The organism is Stackebrandtia soli (assembly GCF_965137155.1).
Taxonomy (GTDB): domain Bacteria; phylum Actinomycetota; class Actinomycetes; order Mycobacteriales; family Micromonosporaceae; genus Stackebrandtia; species Stackebrandtia soli.
The window spans coordinates 158,081-176,481 of record NZ_CBCRZX010000005.1 but is presented as its reverse complement, the minus strand read 5'-3'; the positions used below and the strand labels follow the sequence as shown (position 1 = coordinate 176,481).

15 protein-coding genes are annotated in these 18,401 nt (G+C 68.2%); 8 read left to right on the top strand and 7 right to left on the bottom strand.

The window, feature by feature from the left end:
* Window positions 1–68: 68 nt before the first annotated feature.
* Complete coding sequence (locus ACM9NP_RS05390; RefSeq protein ID WP_415645463.1) at window positions 69–191, bottom strand: hypothetical protein; 123 nt, start codon at window positions 189–191, stop codon at window positions 69–71.
* A 76-nt stretch (window positions 192–267) separates the two neighbouring features.
* Between ACM9NP_RS05390 and ACM9NP_RS05385 the strand changes: the two genes are divergently transcribed.
* The 8 genes from ACM9NP_RS05385 (at window position 268) to ACM9NP_RS05350 (ending at window position 11,112) form a co-directional block, all read left to right on the top strand.
* Window positions 268–1,809, top strand: coding sequence for a sugar ABC transporter ATP-binding protein (locus ACM9NP_RS05385; protein WP_415645462.1), 1,542 nt, complete (start codon window positions 268–270; stop codon window positions 1,807–1,809).
* Window positions 1,806–2,858, top strand: a complete 1,053-nt coding sequence (locus ACM9NP_RS05380; protein WP_415645461.1) for an ABC transporter permease — start codon at window positions 1,806–1,808, stop codon at window positions 2,856–2,858. The genes ACM9NP_RS05385 and ACM9NP_RS05380 overlap by 4 nt, the downstream gene beginning before the upstream one ends.
* Window positions 2,855–3,913: an ABC transporter permease gene (locus ACM9NP_RS05375; protein WP_415645460.1), complete on the top strand. Its 1,059-nt coding sequence runs from the start codon at window positions 2,855–2,857 to the stop codon at window positions 3,911–3,913. The genes ACM9NP_RS05380 and ACM9NP_RS05375 overlap by 4 nt, the downstream gene beginning before the upstream one ends.
* 20 nt (window positions 3,914–3,933) lie before the next feature.
* On the top strand, window positions 3,934–4,968 hold the full coding sequence (gene rhaS / locus ACM9NP_RS05370) for a rhamnose ABC transporter substrate-binding protein (protein ID WP_415645459.1): 1,035 nt from the start codon (window positions 3,934–3,936) through the stop codon (window positions 4,966–4,968).
* Window positions 4,969–5,126: 158 nt separating this feature from the next.
* The gene (rhaI, locus tag ACM9NP_RS05365; protein WP_415645458.1) at window positions 5,127–6,290 is read left to right on the top strand and encodes an L-rhamnose isomerase; all 1,164 of its coding nucleotides are present in this window, start codon (window positions 5,127–5,129) and stop codon (window positions 6,288–6,290) included.
* Window positions 6,291–6,339: 49 nt separating this feature from the next.
* Complete coding sequence (locus tag ACM9NP_RS05360; protein ID WP_415645457.1) at window positions 6,340–8,376, top strand: bifunctional aldolase/short-chain dehydrogenase; 2,037 nt, start codon at window positions 6,340–6,342, stop codon at window positions 8,374–8,376.
* 28 nt (window positions 8,377–8,404) lie between these two features.
* A complete protein-coding gene (locus ACM9NP_RS05355) occupies window positions 8,405–9,862 on the top strand; it encodes a rhamnulokinase (protein WP_415645456.1) in 1,458 nt (485 codons plus the stop codon).
* Window positions 9,859–11,112 carry an alpha-hydroxy acid oxidase gene (locus ACM9NP_RS05350; RefSeq protein WP_415645455.1) on the top strand — a complete coding sequence of 418 codons (1,254 nt, stop codon included), beginning with the start codon at window positions 9,859–9,861 and terminating at the stop codon, window positions 11,110–11,112. The genes ACM9NP_RS05355 and ACM9NP_RS05350 overlap by 4 nt, the downstream gene beginning before the upstream one ends.
* Window positions 11,113–11,295: 183 nt before the next feature.
* On the opposite strand, the gene argS is transcribed toward ACM9NP_RS05350, so the two are convergent.
* The 6 genes from argS to ACM9NP_RS05320 form a co-directional block, all read right to left on the bottom strand.
* A complete protein-coding gene (argS, locus tag ACM9NP_RS05345) occupies window positions 11,296–13,056 on the bottom strand; it encodes an arginine--tRNA ligase (RefSeq protein WP_415645454.1) in 1,761 nt (586 codons plus the stop codon).
* A gap of 417 nt (window positions 13,057–13,473) precedes the next feature.
* On the bottom strand, window positions 13,474–16,113 hold the full coding sequence (locus ACM9NP_RS05340; RefSeq protein WP_415645453.1) for a DUF7825 domain-containing protein: 2,640 nt from the start codon (window positions 16,111–16,113) through the stop codon (window positions 13,474–13,476).
* Between the two features lie 220 nt (window positions 16,114–16,333).
* Complete coding sequence (locus ACM9NP_RS05335; RefSeq protein WP_415645452.1) at window positions 16,334–16,510, bottom strand: hypothetical protein; 177 nt, start codon at window positions 16,508–16,510, stop codon at window positions 16,334–16,336.
* A gap of 35 nt (window positions 16,511–16,545) precedes the next feature.
* The gene (locus ACM9NP_RS05330; protein ID WP_415645451.1) at window positions 16,546–16,677 is read right to left on the bottom strand and encodes a hypothetical protein; all 132 of its coding nucleotides are present in this window, start codon (window positions 16,675–16,677) and stop codon (window positions 16,546–16,548) included.
* 18 nt (window positions 16,678–16,695) lie between these two features.
* Window positions 16,696–16,893 (bottom strand): hypothetical protein, encoded by a 198-nt coding sequence (locus ACM9NP_RS05325; RefSeq protein WP_415645450.1) that lies wholly within the window; start codon window positions 16,891–16,893, stop codon window positions 16,696–16,698.
* Between the two features lie 289 nt (window positions 16,894–17,182).
* The gene (locus ACM9NP_RS05320; protein ID WP_415645493.1) at window positions 17,183–18,349 is read right to left on the bottom strand and encodes an amidohydrolase; all 1,167 of its coding nucleotides are present in this window, start codon (window positions 18,347–18,349) and stop codon (window positions 17,183–17,185) included.
* Between the last annotated feature and the right edge of the window lie 52 nt (window positions 18,350–18,401).

Genomic DNA, 18,401 nt, shown 5'->3' with positions numbered 1-18,401 from the left:
CGTCCCCTTCTCCCGAGTCATCGTCGTGCCGTCGATTTCGACGTCCTGATTTCAACGATTCACTCATGCTAGCCAACGACGGACAGATCGCCCCCGGTCGCCACGGTGTTGGGCGCGGGGATGTCGAAATCAGCGTTGCAGCAGAAGAATGCGGCCTGATCGGCCAGATTCGGGATACGTGTTGTTGACATCGCCCCAACGCTGACGTAACGTGCTCGAAACGGCAACGTTAAAACGATTCATTTCCAATATGGAGACTGTTCGTCGATGGCGATGAAGACTACCGGTGCTCAGCCCCCGGAACCAGGCGGCACCCCACTGCTCCAGTTGCGTGACGTGTCGAAGGCCTTCGGCGCGGTCGTCGCGCTCGCCTCGGCGGAACTGACCGTCTACAGGGGCTCGATCCACGCGCTCGTCGGTGAGAACGGCGCCGGAAAGTCGACGCTGGTCAAGATCATCGCCGGTCTGTACCAGCGCGATCGCGGCGAGTTCCGACTCGACGGCGAGGACGTCGACTTCGACTCGACCGCGCGCTCGAAGGACGCGGGCATCGCCGTCATCTACCAGGAACCGACCCTGTTCCCCGACTTGAGCGTCATGGAGAACATCTTCATGGGCCGCCAACCCACGACCCGATGGGGCGGGCTCGACCGGTCGGCGATGCGCGAGCGGACGTCGGCGCTGTTCCGGCGGCTCGGCGTCACCATCGATCCCGACCGCCCGGCTCTCGGGCTGTCGATCGCCGACCAGCAGATCATCGAGATCGCCAAGGCGATCTCCCTCGACGCGAAACTGTTGATCATGGACGAACCGACCGCCGCGCTCAGCGGCGTCGAGGTCGACCGGCTGTTCACGATCGCCCGTGCCCTCCGCGACGAGGGCCGGGGACTCGTCTTCATCTCGCACCGCTTCGACGAGATCTTCGACCTGTGCGACCGGATCACCGTCATGCGGGACGGCTCGTACGTGTCGACGCATGAGACGGTCGACGTCACCGCCGCCGAGATCGTCACCCGCATGGTCGGCCGGTCGGTCGAGACGTTGTTCCCCAAGACCGAGGGGATCACACCCGGAGAGGTCGTGCTCGACGTCGACGGTCTCAACCGGCACGGTGTCTTCGAGGACGTGTCGATCACCGTTCGGGCGGGAGAGATCGTCGGCATGGCGGGTCTCGTCGGCGCGGGCCGCAGCGAGGTCGCCCGCGCCGTGTTCGGCGTCGACCAATACGACTCCGGAACCGTCATCGTCGGCGGCTCCCGATTGCGGGGCGGCGACCCTCGCGCGGCGATCAAGGCGGGGATCGCCTTCGTACCAGAGGATCGACGTCGACAAGGACTGCTCGTCGACCTGTCCGTCGGTCGCAACATCGCGCTCGTTCTGCGGCGGCGGCTCGCCGCGTGGGGCCTCATCGCCCGCCACCGTGAGGACGCGCTCGCGGCGCGGTGGTCGCGCACGCTTCAGATCAAGGCCCGCGACCTCGACGTCGAGGCGGGCACCCTGTCGGGCGGCAACCAGCAGAAGGCCGTCATAGCCAAATGGATGGCGACCAAGCCCCGCCTGCTCATCATCGACGAGCCCACTCGGGGAATCGACGTCGGCACCAAGACCGAGGTGCATCGACTTCTCGACCAGCTCGCCCAAGAGGGACTGGCGATCCTGATGATCTCAAGTGAACTGCCGGAGGTACTCGGCATGAGCGACCGCGTCTACGTCATGAGCGAAGGCCGCGTGACCCGCGAACTCCGCCGCGACGAGGCCACCAGCGAGACCGTCATGACGGCGGCGACCCGCATGGAGGAGACCGTATGACCACCCTGAGCCCCGCGCGGCGCGGCTGGTGGGGGATTGTCCTACGTAGACGGGAGACCGGCGTCGCCCTGGCCGTCATCGTTCTGGTCGCCGTCACCACCCTGATCAGCCCGAGCTTCGCCACCGGTGCAGACGGCTTCCGCAACCTCCTGCTCACCCCGTCACTGCTGATGTTGCTCGCCGTCGCCCAGGGCATCGTCATCATCACCAAGAACATCGACCTGTCGGTCAGCGCCGTCCTCGGGCTCACCGCGTACGCGACCGGACGGATGTTCACCGATTGGCCGGACGCGCCGATCTGGCTGGTGGTCCTCCTCGGCATCGGGCTGGGGACGGCGCTCGGCACCATCAACGGCGTCCTCGTCAGCGTCGCCCGGGTTCCGTCGCTCGTCATCACGCTGGGCACCCTGTACGCGTTCCGGGGCGCCAACATCGCTTGGGCCGGTGGGGATCGCGTCAACGCCGCCGACCTGCCGCGCGGATTCACCCGGCTCGGTACCGCCACCGTCCTCGGTGTACCGGTGCTGTTCCTCATCGCGGTGGTCGTTCTCCTGGTCGTCGCCTATGTCCTGGGCTATCGCCGGTCCGGACGCGAGATGTACGCCGTCGGTTCCGACGCCGACGCGGCCGTGCTCTACGGCCTGAAGGTGTCCCGGCGGGTCTTCTTCGGTTTCGTGGCATCGGGAACGCTCGCCGGCCTGGCCGGGGTCCTGTTCGCGGCCCGATACGCCACCGTCAGCTCGACCGCCGGGTCCGGCCTGGAACTCGAAGCCGTCGCCGCGGCCGTCATCGGTGGGGTCGCGATCGTCGGCGGTGTCGGCACCGTCTTCGGCGCGGCCCTCGGCGCGATCCTCCTGACCACAATCGACCGCGCGTTGCCGACGCTCGGAATCGGCGAGTTCTGGCAACAGGCCGTCGTCGGGGCGCTCATCATCGGCGCCATCGTGCTCGACCGGGTCATCGCGTCCAGGCAGGCCCGTCGACTGCGATCCGCCCACGCCCACATCTCCACCGACGCCGTCATTCAAGCGAAGGGGTCCAAGCCGTGACCACCACCGCCGAACCCGTCCGCGTCACCCCGACGGCGCCATCGATCCTCGCCAGGACCAAGACGATCCTCTTCGGACGCGACGCCGCCGTGATCGGCCTGTTGATCGTCGTCTGGCTCGTCGCCACCGCGATCGTCCCCAACTTCGGCAGGCCGAACACCGTCTACTACCTGATCCTCGACGTCCTGCCGATTCTGCTCCTCGCCCTGCCGATGACGCTGGTCGTCGTCACCGGCGAGATCGACCTGTCCGTCGCGAGCATGGTCGGGTTGTCGAGCGTCCTCGTCGGCGTGCTCTACCAGGCCGGCTGGTCGATTCCGCTCGCCGCGCTCGTCGCGATCGGCGTCGGGCTGATCGGCGGCGCCCTCAACGGCTTCCTCGTCACCACCGTCGGCCTCCCGTCGTTGGCGGTCACAGTCGGGACGCTCGCGCTGTTCCGGGGCATCGCCGTCGGCCTGCTCGGCACCGGGGCCGTCACCGGTTTCCCGGGCGAATACAAGGATCTCGTCACCGATCGGCTGTTCGGCCCGGGCACCGCCATCCCGCAGATCCTCGTCGTGTTCGTCGTACTCGCCGTCGTCTTCGGCGTGTTGCTGCACTTCACTCCGTTCGGGCGTTCGGCTTACGCCTCAGGGCTCAACGCCGAGGCGTCCCACTTCTCCGGCATCGACGTCCACGCCGTCAAGTTCTGGCTGTTCGTCGCGACCGGCCTGGTCTCGGGACTCGTCGGTATCTACTGGACCCTGCGCTACGACTCCGCTCGCGGCGACAACGCCCAGGGACTCGAACTGTCGGTGGTCGCCGCCGTGCTCGTCGGCGGAGTGTCCATTTTCGGCGGTCGGGGCGCGATCCCCGGCGTCATCGCGGGCGTCCTGGTCATCGGGTCGCTCCATAGTGCACTGCGGTTGGCGGACGTCTCCGCCGACGCGATCAACATCGCGACGGGCGGCCTGCTCGTCGTGTCCGTGATCTTCCCGCGAATCGTCACCGGAATCCGGAGACGAATCGCCCGTATCCGACGACGAGGCAGCCGACTCGGGCTCGCATCAGATTGATTCATCGAAAGGCACGAACAATGACGTTTACCCTCACGCGAGGACGGCGCGTCGCCGCGCTCGCAGGCCTGGCCATGGCGCTCACGGTCGCGGCCACCGGTTGCGGCACCGACGACCCCGCCGGAGACGGCGGCTACGACATCGCCTTCCTCCCCAAGAATCTCGGCAACCCGTACTTCGAGGCCTCCGACGCCGCCGCGCAGAAGGCGATCGAGGACTTCGGCGGCACCTTCAAGGAGGTCGGCCCCGCCGAGGCGACCGCCGACGGCCAAGTCACCTACATCAACACCCTCACCCAGCAGAGCGTCGGCGCGATCGTGTTGTCCGCCAACGACACCAGCGCCCTCTGCGACGCCCTCGACGAGGCCCGCGAGGCGGGCATCAAGGTCGTCACCTTCGACTCCGACGTCGACCCCGAGTGCCGCGACGTCTACGTGTCGGCGTCCTCCCCGGAACTGATCGCCAAGAAACAGATCGACCTCATCGCCGAACAGGTCGGCGGCAAGGGCGAGATCGCGATCCTCTCGGCGACCGCGAACGCCACCAATCAGAACGCGTGGATCGAGGAGATGGAGGCCTACCTCGCCTCCGACTATCCCGACATGGAACTCGTCGACGTCGTCTACGGCGACGATGACGACCAGACCTCGTACGACAAGACCGAGGCGCTGCTGTCGAGCCACCCCGACTTGGCCGGGATCGTCTCCCCGACCACCGTCGGCATCGCCGCCGCCGCACGTTACCTGTCCACGTCGGACTTCAAGGGCAAGGTGGCGCTGACCGGTCTCGGCACGCCCAACGACATGCGCGAATACGTTACCGATGGCACCGTGACGGCGTTCGCGCTGTGGAACCCCGAGGACCTCGGCATCCTCGCGTCCTACACCGCCAAGGCACTTCTCGACGAGGACATCACCGGCGCCGAGGGCGACACCTTCACCGCGAAGGGCCTCAGCAGCGACGTCACCGAGTTCACCGTCGGACCCGACGGCGTCATCACGCTGGGCGACCCGTTCGTCTTCGACGCCGACAACATCGGCGACTTCGACTTCTAGCGCGTTTCTCGTCAACTCGGCGCGCGAGGTCCGATGGCGTTCTGACGCCGGATCCGATCAGCCGCGGCGACAGGGAATCTAATGTGGACGGGGGCGACTCGCCGCCCCCGTCCCCACCGACCTCACTCCCCACGACACCGGAATCAGGTGGACCACCCATGGCACGATTCGCCGACATCACCGGCCTCCTCGAACGGCAAGCCATCGAGTTGCCGTCGTGGGCGTTCGGAAACTCCGGAACCCGTTTTAAGGTGTTCGGGACCCCGGGAACACCCCGCACCCCCTTCGAGAAAGTCCGCGACGCCGCCACAGTCCACGAGTACACCGGGCTCGCTCCCACCGTCGCCATCCACATTCCCTGGGACACCGTCGACGACTACTCGCTGTTGAGTCGGACCGCGCACGACCACGGCATCGCGCTCGGCACCGTCAACTCCAACACCTTCCAGGACGACGAGTACAAGTTCGGCAGCCTCACCCACACCGATCCCGTGATTCGGCGACGCGCCATCGACCACCACTACGCGTGCATCGACATCCTCTCCGAGATCGGCGCCCGCGACCTCAAGATCTGGCTCGCCGACGGCACCAACTACCCCGGCCAGGGCGACATCCGCAGACGGCAGGACCTCCTCGCCGAATCCCTGCGCGCCATCTACGACCGCCTCGGGCCCGACCAGCGGCTCGTCCTGGAGTACAAGCTCTTCGAGCCCGCGTTCTACCACACCGACGTGCCCGACTGGGGAACCTCGTTCGCGCACGTCTCGGCGCTCGGCGACCGGGCCATGGTCTGTCTGGACACCGGACATCACGCGCCCGGCACCAACATCGAGTTCATCGTGGCGCAACTGCTGCGGCTCGGACGACTCGGCTCGTTCGACTTCAACTCGCGGTTCTACGCCGACGACGACCTAATCGTCGGCGCCGCCGATCCGTTCCAGCTCTTCAGGATCCTGGTCGAAGTAGTCAACGGCGGCGGCTACGGCAACCCCGACGTCGCGTTCATGCTCGACCAGTGCCACAACATCGAGGCGAAGATCCCCGGCCAGATCCGTAGCGTCCTCAACGTCCAGGAGATGACCGCGCGGGCGCTGCTCCTCGACCGGGACGCCCTGCGCGCCGCTCAGGACTCCGGTGACGTGCTCGCCGCCAGCGCCGTCTTCATGGACGCCTTCTACACCGACGTCCGCGCCGATCTCGCCGCTTGGCGGGAGAACCGAGGGCTGCCCGGTGACCCGATGGCCGCCTTCGCCGCGTCCGGTTACCTGGACCGGATCGCCACCGATCGAGTCGGCGGACGACAGGCCGGTTGGGGCGCCTGAACCCTAGACGTACCGAACACCGCACACGAGGGACACGAGGAAGAAGAAGATGACACACGAGGCAGCCGCCGAGCTCATCGCGCGCAGCAACCGGCTCGGCGCCGACCCGCGGAACACCAACTACGCGGGCGGCAACACCTCCGCGAAGGGCGTCGACACCGACCCGGTCACCGGCGGCGACGTCGAACTGTTGTGGGTCAAGGGGTCCGGCGGCGACCTGGGGACCCTGACGGAGAAGGGCCTGGCGGTCCTGCGGCTCGATCGGCTCCGCGCCCTCACCGGCGTGTATCCCGGCATCGACCGCGAGGACGAGATGGTCGCGGCCTTCGACTACACCCTCCACGGGAAGGGTGGTGCCACCCCGTCGATCGACACCGCGATGCACGGCCTCGTGGACGCCCCGCACGTCGACCACCTTCACCCGGACTCCGGCATCGCCATCGCGACCGCCGCCGACGGTGCCGAACTGACTGAGAAGATCTTCGGCGGCGCGGTCGTGTGGGTGCCCTGGCGTCGCCCTGGATTCCAACTCGGCCTTGACATCGCGGCCATCAAAGAACGGCACCCGGACGCGATCGGCACGATCCTCGGCGGTCACGGCATCACCGCCTGGGGAGAGTCCAGTGAGGAATGCGAACGCAACTCCCGCTGGATCATTGACACGGCCGCGGCCTATATCGACGAACACGGCCGACCCGAGCCGTTCGGCGCCCCGCTGCCCGGCTACGAACCGCTGCCCGAGGACGAGCGCCGTGCCCGCGCCGCCGCGCTCGCGCCGCTCCTCCGTCGGATCGTCTCCACCGACAAGCCCCAGGTCGGGCACTTCACGGACACCCCTGTCGTCCTCGACTTCCTCACCGGTGGCGAGCATCCGCGCCTCGCGGCGCTCGGCACGAGCTGCCCGGACCACTTCCTGCGAACGAAGGTGCGTCCGCTCGTTCTCGACCTGCCGGGCACCGCCTCCCTCGACGAGGCGAAGCGGCGGTTGCTCGAACTCCACGAGGAGTACCGGGCCGACTATCGCGCCTACTACGAGCGGTACGCGTCCCCCGACTCGCCGGCCATGCGCGGCGCCGACCCCCTGGTCGTGCTGGTGCCCGGCGTGGGCATGTTCAGCTACGGCAAGGACGCCCAGACGGCACGCGTGGCGGGGGAGTTCTACGTCAACGCGATCAACGTGATGCGGGGATCCGAAGCCCTGTCCCGATACCAGCCGATCGACGAGAGCGAGAAGTTCCGCATCGAGTACTGGGAACTGGAGGAGGCGAAGCTGCGACGGATGCCCGCGCCGAAGTCGCACGCGACCCGCGTCGCGCTCGTGACCGGTGCCGCGTCGGGAATCGGCAAGGCCATCGCGACGAGGCTCGCGGCCGACGGGGCGTGCGTCGTCATCGCGGATCTCGACGCCGAGAAGGCGCGGGCGGCGGCGGCCGAGCTGGGAACGTCCGATGTCGCGATCGGCGTGGCCGCGGACGTGACGAAGCCCGACGACGTCCGAGCCGCCGTCGACGCGGCGCTGTTGGCCTTCGGCGGTCTCGACCTCGTCGTCAACAACGCCGGTCTGTCCATTTCGAAGCCTCTCCTGGAGACCACGGACGCCGACTGGGACGTCCAACACGACGTCATGGCCAAGGGCTCGTTCCGGATGTCGCGCGCGGCGGCCGCCGTCCTCATCGAACAGGGACTCGGTGGTGACATTGTGTACATCTCGTCGAAGAACTCCGTGTTCGCCGGCCCCGACAACATCGCCTACTCGGCGGCCAAGGCCGACCAAGCGCACCAGGTTCGGCTGCTCGCGGCGGAACTCGGTGGGCACGGCGTCCGCGTCAACGGCGTCAACCCGGACGGGGTCGTGCGCGGCTCGGGCATCTTCGCGGGTGGCTGGGGAGCTCAGCGGGCCGCCGTCTACGGCGTGCCGGAGGAGGAACTGGGCGCGTTCTACGCGCGGCGGACCCTGCTGAAGCGTGAGGTGCTGCCCGAGCACGTCGCGAACGCCGTCTCGGTGTTGACCGGCGATGCGTTGAGCCACACGACCGGCCTGCACATCCCGGTCGACGCCGGGGTCGCGGCGGCGTTCCTGCGATGAGCGGGCGCGACGGATCGGGAGCTCGGACATGACACGGACGGTCGCCGCCGTCGACCTGGGCGCGAGCAGCGGCCGGGTCATCCTCGGGCACGTCGACGCGCGACGGGTCGAGCTGGAACCGGTGACCCGCTTCGCCAACACTCCGGTGAGTACGATGGACGGTCTTCATTGGAACATCCTGGGTCTGTTCGGTTCCGTCGTCGACGGCCTTCGGGCTGCTGCCCGTCGGGCGCCGGAACTGCGGAGCGTCGGCGTCGACTCATGGGCCGTCGACTACGCGCTGCTGCGCGCCGGGCGCGTGCTGGGCACGCCGTACCACTATCGGGACGCTCGCAACGCCCCAGCCGCGGACGAGACCCACCGGACCGTCGCCTTCGCGGAGCTATACCGCGCCAACGGACTCCAATATCTGCCGTTCACGACGGTCTACCAGCTCGTCGCCGAACGAGACGCGCTGCTGCCGTTCGCGGATCGACTGCTGTTGATCCCCGACGTGCTGGGCTACTGGCTGACCGGGAGGATGGCGGCCGAACGGACCAACGCATCGACCACCGGACTGCTCCGCATCGATGATGGAGAATGGAATGAGGAGCTCCTCCGGCGACTGTCCATTCCGGTCGACATCCTGCCGGGGCTGATCGAACCCGGCACCACGATCGGCCCGATCCGGCCCGAGCTCGGCTTGCCGGACGGCGTCGAACTCGTCGCCGTCGGGTCCCACGACACCGCGTCCGCCGTCGTCGCGGTGCCCGCCACCGACGACGACTTCGCCTACATCTCCAGTGGGACCTGGTCCCTCGTCGGCCTCGAACTCGACGCCCCCATCGTCACCGACGCCAGTCGCGAGGCGAACTTCACCAATGAGCGAGGCGTAGACGGACGGATCCGCTTCCTGCGCAACGTCTCCGGACTGTGGTTGTTGACCGAGGCATTGCGCGCCTGGAACGACGCCGGACGGAGCCTCGACCTGGAGTCGATGCTGGACGCGGCGTCCGCCGTCGACCCCGCGCGCGTCGTCCTCTTCGACACCGAGGATCCGCGTTTCATCCCGCCCGGCGACATGGCGGGCCGCATCCGCGACTGGTGTGTCGAACGCGGGATACGGCCACCCGACGGCCCCGCCGAGACCGTTCGATCCATCATGGAGTCACTCGCGGAGGCGTACGCGATCTCGCTGAGGCAGGCGGCCACCTTGTCCGGGCGTGACATCCGCACCGTTCACATCGTCGGCGGTGGTTCCCGGAACCGGCTCATGTGCCAGCTGACCGCCGATCGCACCGGACTACCCGTCCTCGCCGGACCCGTCGAAGCCACCGCCATCGGCAACGTCCTCGTCCAGGCACGCGCGCTCGGAGCCGTGTCCGGTTCGCTCGAGTCGCTGCGAGCCGTCGTCGCCGCCTCCGTCCAGCCGGTACGGTACCAACCGCGACCCCGCACCGCCGCCGTCCGTGCCGCCTCTCATCAACCGGAAGGAAGACTCCCATGACTCAGCGCCGAGTGCCACGGCCCCGCGATCTGAGGCCCCTGATCCGGTTCAAGCGCCCGCAGCTCAACGGGACGAAGCGGCGACTCGGCGCGGCCTGCACCATCGCGGACCTCCGCGAGATCGCCCGACGCCGCACGCCGAAGGCCGCCTTCGATTACACCGACGGCGCGGCGGAGGCCGAACTCAGCCTCGCCCGAGCCCGCCAGGCGTTCACCGACATCGAGTTCAACCCGTCGATCCTGCGAGACGTCTCCACCGTCTCCACGAGCTGGGACGTTCTCGGCGCACCCGTCTCGCTTCCCTTCGGGATCGCGCCGACCGGCTTCACGCGCCTCATGCAGACCGAGGGGGAGATCGCCGGAGCGTCGGCGGCGGGCGCCGCGGGCATCCCGTTCTCGCTGTCCACCATGGGCACCACCTCGATCGAGGACGTCCGGGCGGCGAACCCGCACGGCCGCAACTGGTTCCAGCTGTACATGTGGAAGGACCGCGACCGGTCCATGGCGCTCGTCGACCGCGCGGCGACGGCCGGTTACGACACGCTCCTGGTGACGGTGGACGTGCCCGTCGCGGGAGCCAGGCTGCGCGACAAGCGCAACGGCTTCTCGATCCCACCGCAACTGACGCTGTCGACCGTCCTCAACGCGATTCCGCGACCGGCGTGGTGGTTCAACCTGCTGACGACCGAGCCGCTCGCCTTCGCCTCGCTCGATCGCTGGTCCGGCACCGTCGCCGCGCTCATCGACACGATGTTCGACCCCAGCGTCGATTTCGAGGACCTGCGCTGGATCAAGGAACAGTGGCCGGGGAAGCTCGTCGTCAAAGGGGTGCAGAACCTCGACGACGCCAGACGACTCGCCGCCATGGGCGTCGACGGCGTCATCCTGTCCAATCACGGCGGACGCCAGCTCGACCGCGCGCCCGTGCCGTTCCACCTGCTTCCGAGGGTGGCCCGCGAGATCGGCCGTGACGTCGAGGTGCATCTCGACACCGGCATCATGTCCGGCGCTGACATCGTCGCGGCGGTCGCGCTCGGAGCGAGGTTCACCCTGGTCGGACGCGCGTATCTGTACGGCTTGATGGCGGGCGGCCGAGCGGGCGTCGACAAGGCGATCGAGATCCTCGCCGAGGAGGTGTTGCGCACCATGCGTCTGCTCGGTGTGAGTTCCCTTGAGGAGCTCGAACCTTCGCACGTCACACAACTGCGTCGCCTGGTTCCGCTGACGAACGACCCGGGTTCGATGTCGTGAACGACGGCCGGGTCCTCAGCGCGCGATCCTTACGGGAGACCGGTCTCCCGAGGGTGTGCGATCCTCGGTCCGGTTTGGTCCACGAGTCGGCGCGTAGCCGTCGGCTCCACCATGGGAACCGGCGAACCATGACGGCCGCGAACCCGAAGAGAACGCGGCCGTCACCGAATCAGAACGATGCCGTCACATGCGATCCAGGGGCGTGATGCCGAGCAGCGACAGACCGTTGTAGAGGGTCTGTTGGGTGAGCGCCGTCAGCGCCAGACGGTTGTGACGGTGGGTCGGCGTGGGCGCCGTCAGGATCGGACTGTTCTCATAGAACGCGCTGAACAGCTTCGCCAGGTTGTACAGGTATGTCGCGAGCCGGTGCGGTTCGTAGAGTTCCGCCGTCTCGGTGAGCGCGTGCCCGTACGCGTCCAGGTGGAGCGCGAGGGCGCGCTCCGATTCCGTCATCGTGACGGCCGGGTCGACGGCGGGCGCCATCCCCTGTGCTTTGCGCAGGATCGACGCGGTGCGGGTGTGCGCGTACTGGAGGTAGACACCGGTGTTCCCGGTGAGCGCCACCATCTTCGCCGGGTCGAAGCGGTAGTCGGTCGTCCGCGCCGTCGATAGGTCGGCGTACTTGACGGCGCCGATTCCCGCCGCCTCCGCGATGGAGTCCAGATCGGCTGGAGGCAGGTCGGGGTTCTTCTCCGCGACGACGGCGCGCGCGGCCGCGACGGCCTCGTCGAGAAGTTGCGTCAAGGGCACCGTTCCACCCGACCGCGTCTTGAAGGGCCGACCGTCCGGGCCGAGGATCGTGCCGAAGGCGGTGTGGACGACCTCGACGTCGGCGGTCAGCCAGCCCGCGCGCCGCGCCGTCGCGAAGATCATCTGGAAGTGCATGGACTGTCGCGCGTCGACGACGTACAGCACTCGGGTCGCCCTCAAGTCCCGGATGCGGTGCCGGATCGTCGCCAGATCGGTTGTGGCGTAGCCGTATCCGCCATCGCTCTTGCGGATGATCAGGGGCACCGGGTTGTCGTCGGGGCCGGTGAACTCGTCGAAGAACACGCACAGCGCGCCCTCGGACTCGACGGCGATACCCGCGTCCACCAACTCTTGGACCACATTGTCCAGTTGGTCGTTGTAGAACGACTCGCCCGCGATGTCGGCGTCGGTCAGGTCCACCCCGAGCCGGTCGTAGATCGCGTTGAACGCGGCCATCGACACGCGGACAAGGTCCCGCCAGGCCCGCAGCGTGGCGGCGTCGCCCGATTGCAGCGCGACGACCCGCGCCCGCGCGCGGTCCGCGAACGCCTCGTCCTCGTTGAACTGCGTTCGCGACCGGCGGTACAGCTCGTCCAGGGCGATGATGTTGTCGGTGACGTCGTCCCCGGCCCGGTGCCACTCCGCGTCGGGGTGCTCGTCGAGGTACTGGATGAGCATGCCGAACTGGGTGCCCCAGTCGCCGAGGTGGTTCTGGCGGATCACGCGCGCACCAAGGAATTCGAGCAGGCGCGCGAGCGTGTCTCCGATGACGGTGGTGCGGAGGTGCCCGACGTGCATCTGCTTCGCCACGTTCGGGGCGGAGTAGTCGATCGGGGTGATCGATCCCGCCTCGGGCTGACCGATGCCGAGACGTGAGTCGGCGAGCCGCACGGCGACCTGCCCCCAGATGGCCGCGTCGGTGAGTCGGAGGTTCACGAAGCCGGGCCCGGACACGACGGCGTCGGCGATCAGATCGCGTCGATCGAGATGTTCGAGGGCGGAGGTCGCGAGGTCGCGGGGCTTCTGGCCGAGCCGCTTCGCCAGCGGCAGCGCGGCATTCGACTGGTAGTCGGCGTGATCGCTGCGTCGCACCAGTGCGTCGACCTGCCCGGCCTCGGGGACGGCTCGTCGGATCGCGGCGGCCATGATCGCCTCGATCCGGTCGGTGAGCGTGGGCAGCGACTGCGCGGTCACGGGTGTAGTCCTTCGTGTGTCGGAAATGGATTGACGCGTGCCAGCATACGTGTCGCCTCGACGCGAGCGGCTGACGGAGAAGGAGGTGTTGTCGAGTTTGAACCACCGGTCGAAGGCGGTGCCGTCGGCGTGTCCGGCGCCGCCCGTCGTGCGTGATGTCCGGCACCGCGTTTCGACGAGGAGGGTGATTCGTCCCTCGTCGGGGCGGACGGCGAGCGGGCGTTCGGCCGGCCCAGGCAGATCGGCGGGGTGGGCCTGCGGTGAGAGGCGGACCTGTGGGCGTCCGGGTCGAGCACGACGGGGGTGAGGCGTGTGGGACGCCCCACCCCCGGATCGTGGATCTTCACTATGGACGTTCCGGTCGCCCGGTGGATCGACACGGCGGCCGCGCGCGATCCGGGGCGACGGTACGGTCCATCAGCCGGATGCCTTTTCCAGCAGGGAATGCAGCCGACGTGCCTCTTTGACGAGTTTGGACGAGGCACGGCGCTGGGCGAAGGCCGCCAGCTCCGGGATCGCGTACGGAGGGTGCGTCTCCTCCGCTGTGTCGCAGCCGAGACCGACGAGATCCGCGAGCCGATTGACCGGCTTCTCGTCGGGCTGGGGCAGCAGGGAAGGCAACGCGTGCGAGACGATCCCGAACACGATCGCGGCCGCACCGCCCTGGGATGCCTGGGTCAGAGCCGGGACGACTCGAGTCAGCTTCGCGACGCCTTCTCCGACGAGTTCGGCCATGACGTGACCGAGCGCTTCGGCGTCGACGGCGTCGTCAACGGTGAGACGGATCAACGCGGCGACCGCCAGGTCGCGATCGGCGGCGTCCGATGCGGACAGACCGAGGGCGAGAACGCGGTGAGCGTTGGGCCCCAGCGGCTGGCGGGAATCACCGAGCCCGGTGAGTTCGGCGGCCCCCTTGCCGGACCCGGTGGCGAGCTTCATCATGTGCGGCAGTGACCACGCCGCGATCGCCTCCGGGTTCGTCGGCCACAGGCTGGGCCAGGTCTCGGCCCATTCGCTCGACGTGTCGACGCCGGTCTCGGGCGGCCCCGCCAACATCCCACGGATGGTCTCCTGTGGATCGTTGGTGGCGTGGTCGTCCGCGCCGGATCGCGCGTGCGGGATCGTCACCCCCGCGGCCGGTGCCGGTGCCTCGAGCGCGGCGGCGAGCCGCGCGCAGGCGAGTGAGTCGATGCCTCGCGCGGTCTGCGCGAGCTCCGGCTGAGGTTGCGCGGGCAACCGCAGCAGCGCCAGCTGAAGGTCGGATTCCAGCGGTTGCCATCCGGCGGCGGCGGCCTCGGTCAGTCGACGCACGAGTGTCGCGGCGTCGATGAGACCGGTCGCCGCCGTAGGCGTGCTCACGAGACTCGGCACGGTACGGCGAGACAGGGCGAGCGTGATGTCGCGCAAACGGTGCAGGAGGACCCGGTGCGGACCCGCGACGTCCTTGACCGCCTCGCGCCACGTGCCGGTGTCGGCGATCGGCGCGAGCTCCGCGTCGGTGACGGTTCCCGCCGCGACGGCGATGAGCAGTCGGAGGTTCTCCTCCGCCGACACGATCTTCCACTGTGGTGTACGGCTGTCGCCGCGCCTCTTGCCGTCTATGATGGACGACAGTTCCTTCGCGAGCTGCTCCGGTTCACGGTGCGCGAACTCCACGGTGGCGGCGAGGACCTGCTCCAGCGCACGCCATTCGATGGGCCGCCACTCGCCCGTGCCGACGGTGCCCCGCGCGTTGTCGAGGACCCGGGACACCAGCTCGCCGAGCTCGGCGACCGTCGTGATCGCCGGGGCGAGCGCCTCGGGCGTCACCGACGTGGCCTGCGCTGCGGCGGAGACGGCGGACAATCGTGCCTGGTCGCGGTCGGCGGCTTCGCGGATCGGGAGCAACGCACGCAACTGCGGTGACAGCTCGGACGCGTACTCGGTGACGGCCGCGTCGACTTCGGTGTCGATGCGGTCGGAGTAGGTCGACAGCAGTGCCACGGTCGTCCGCCGCACCGACTCGTCGTCGTGGGACAGCGCGCGCGCTGCGCACGCGAGCAATGCGGCGCTGCCTTCACGGCGGCGCTCCAGGGCCGCGTCGATCCACGTCAGCTGGGCTTCGCCGAGTTCCGCCTCGGCCCGGCCGAGGACTATCCGACTGGATTCGAGGACGATGGCGTCGTCCACTCCGACGGTGGCGTCCAACCGGGACAGTTTGTCGATGGCGAACTCGACGACGGTGGTGGGCGAGCCGACGAGCAACTGGACGAGATCCTCGACGTGAACGCCGATCTCCTCGTCGGTGAGTTCCATCGCGCGGCACAGTCGCAGTACCCCGTGCAGGGTCTCCTCGTCACCGCCGTGCCGCAGTCGCGCCACGGCCTCGGCGATGAGCAGTCGACGGTTGAGAGTGCCGTCGCCCGTGAGGATCGCCAGTGCCTGAGGCCAGGCACCCGTCAGCATCGTCGCCAACGTCGGCTCGGCGAACCACAGCGTGATCATGGTGTCGCGGAGTTCGGCCTTGCCGACGCCCTTGGCGAGCGTCGCCGAGTCGGAGTCGACTCCGCCGCAACCGGCCTGCCACACGGCGAAGAACCGCGTCGACCTCGGCGGCTCCATTCCGGTGAGCCGGACGAGTTCCAGCGTGAGCGACGCCAGCGGCGAGCGCGGCTGCGTCAACAGTGGATCGAGATGGCCGACGAGGTCGACGCGCCACTGACGGTCCCGCGCCAGTAGCGCGTCCACGATCGGGGCGATCTGTTTTTCGTCGTCGTTGATGTCGTCGCGGGCGAGCCACGACGCCGCGTCGGCGGGTTCGGTGAGGCAGGCGGCCCCCGCGACCCAGAGCCCGAGCGACTGACGGCGAAGCGCGGCGGCCTTGCGGCGGCGCCGGAACTCCCACAATCCTCCGGTCTGTGAGGTGTTCAGCGCCAGTTCGGTACTCCATTGTGCGGAGTACCCCTGGATGTCGGCCGCCAGCGCGGCCCTACCGGCATCATCGAGGCTTCTCAGCGCCTCGACAAGCTGGTCTACGTTGGCCGATGCGATGAGCTTGCGGATGGTCCGCCATTCCATGATGCTTCCTCAAACAGCAGAGACTCGTGTCCTGGCCGGACGGGAGACGTCGAGTCTCGAACGTCTACCCGTCATCGTCGTATTAACGCACGTGGGAGCCGTTCTATGTGCCATTTGACGCGTGTTGCGGCCGGTCGGGTGCACATTGTCGACGACGCCGCCCCGCGACCGACCGGTCGNGGGGNGGCGTTTCGGGGTCGCTATGTCTTGGGACGCTTCGTCACTGCTGGTTCAGGACGATCAGGGTGGCGATCGCGCCGATGAGCGCGACGGCTCCGGTTGTCGCGAGCGCGATCTCCCACGCGCTGAATGGACGGTCGCCCTGGACCTCGCCGGTCTCGCCGTTGATGAGGATCTGCCACGGCTTGCCCTGGTAGACGCAGGTGGGTATCCACACTGGAATGAGGAAAAGCTGGTAGTCGATGTCGATCGTTACTGGCTGTCTACAGTGTGGATACGCTGTTCGTTGCCGCCGATGTCCCGCCGCGCGTCCCGGACGATCTCGCCGGCCATGTCCTCCTTGGCATCCCCCAGCCCGGCCTCCGGCTCCGTGTCGTACCTCAACGAGTGGTGTCCGGTCAGTTAACTCGGTTGACGCGGGGTGGCCTTGTTCGCATGCCGCGGTTCCAGCTCGGCGAGTCGTTTGCGGGTCACGTGTCGACTCGCGATGATCAGGATGTCGTCGAAGTCGCGGGACACCGTTCCGGACACGCTGTTCCGCTGGGTTCGTTGGACCTGACGTGTCTTCGTCTCGCCGTTCTCGGTGGAGGTCTCCGTCACGTGGTGGTGCGTTCCGCGTTCGCCGGCGCAGTCGGAGCGCGTCCGGACATCAAAGGTCCAATGAGGAACATATGTGCGCTTGGCGGTGTCGGCCTCGGTCGCCGACTTCAGCCCCTACAGGGCGAGCCAAGGACGTTCCACGCGCGCAACGCGTCCCGGGCCGCGGATCGGTCCAACACGAAGGGCACCACGGCCTCCGGCGGGATGATGTCGCCACCGGTGACGGCGACCAACGGGGCGGCACCGAACTGGCAAGGTGGGTGAGCGACGAGCTCACCCACCACACTCGTCAGCCGTGAACGACGACGCCGTCGATGTACGCCGTCTCGACGCGGCTGAGCACGTCGAGCGGGTCTCCCGACCAGACGCAGAAGTCCGCGTCCTTACCCGGCAGCAGCGAACCGATGCGGTCGTCGACACCCAGGATCCGCGCCGGGTTGATCGTCATCGCCTCCATCGCGGTCGTCCGATCCAGCCCCTCCTTGACCGCCAACGCCGCTTGGTGGATGAAGTGCGCGATCGGCACGACCGGGTGATCCGTCGTCAACGCGATCGTCACCCCCGCCCGAGCGAGCAGGCCGGGGTTGGCAACCGACCGGTTCCGAACCTCTACTTTGGATCGGGACACCATCAAGGGGCCGATGATGACGGGCACCTGGCGCTCGGCCAGGACGTCTGCCAGCAGGTGCGCCTCCGTCCCGTGATCGATGACGAGCCGGTACCCGAACTCGTCGGCGATGCGCAAGGCGGTCGCGATGTCGTCGGCGCGGTGACAGTGCTGACGCCACGGGATCTCCCGCCTCAGCACCGACGACAATGCCTCGAGTTTCAAATCCCGGTCGACGGGCTTGCCGTCGTCGGCCGCGGCGCGCTTCGCCTGGTAGTTCTGGGCATCGACGAACGCGCCGCGAATGACGGCGGCCGTCCCGAGTCGCGTGCTCGGCGTCTTCTTCTGCTCCCCGTATACGCGCTTCGGGTTCTCCCCGAGCGCGGACTTCAACCCGGACGGGGCGACCATCGCCATCTCGTCGACCGTGCGGCCCACGCACTTGATCGCGACCGTCTGACCACCGATCGGGTTGCCGGAACCGGGATTCACGTTGACGGCAAGGACCCCGGACGCCACCGCGTCGGCGAAGCCCAGATCAGCCGGGTTGATCGCGTCGATCGCGCGGACGTGCGCGGTCACCGGATCCGTGAGCTCGTTGGTGTCCATCCCCGCCCAACCTTCGCCCTCCTCGTACACACCGAGGTGAACGTGCGCGTCGATGAGGCCCGGAACGATCCACCGTCCGCTCGCGTCGATCGTCGGAAGATCCGCGGGGACAGGGGTCTCCGGCCCACCGATCGAGTCGATGACACCATCACGGACCACCAACGTGCCGTTGTCGATCGGGGCGCCCTCGACCGGCAATATTCGTCCACCCTGGATGACAAAGGAATTATTGGTCACGATCGATCGCCTCTCGTTAGACGTCACGCCGCCACAAGGTCGAAAACGGGGCGGC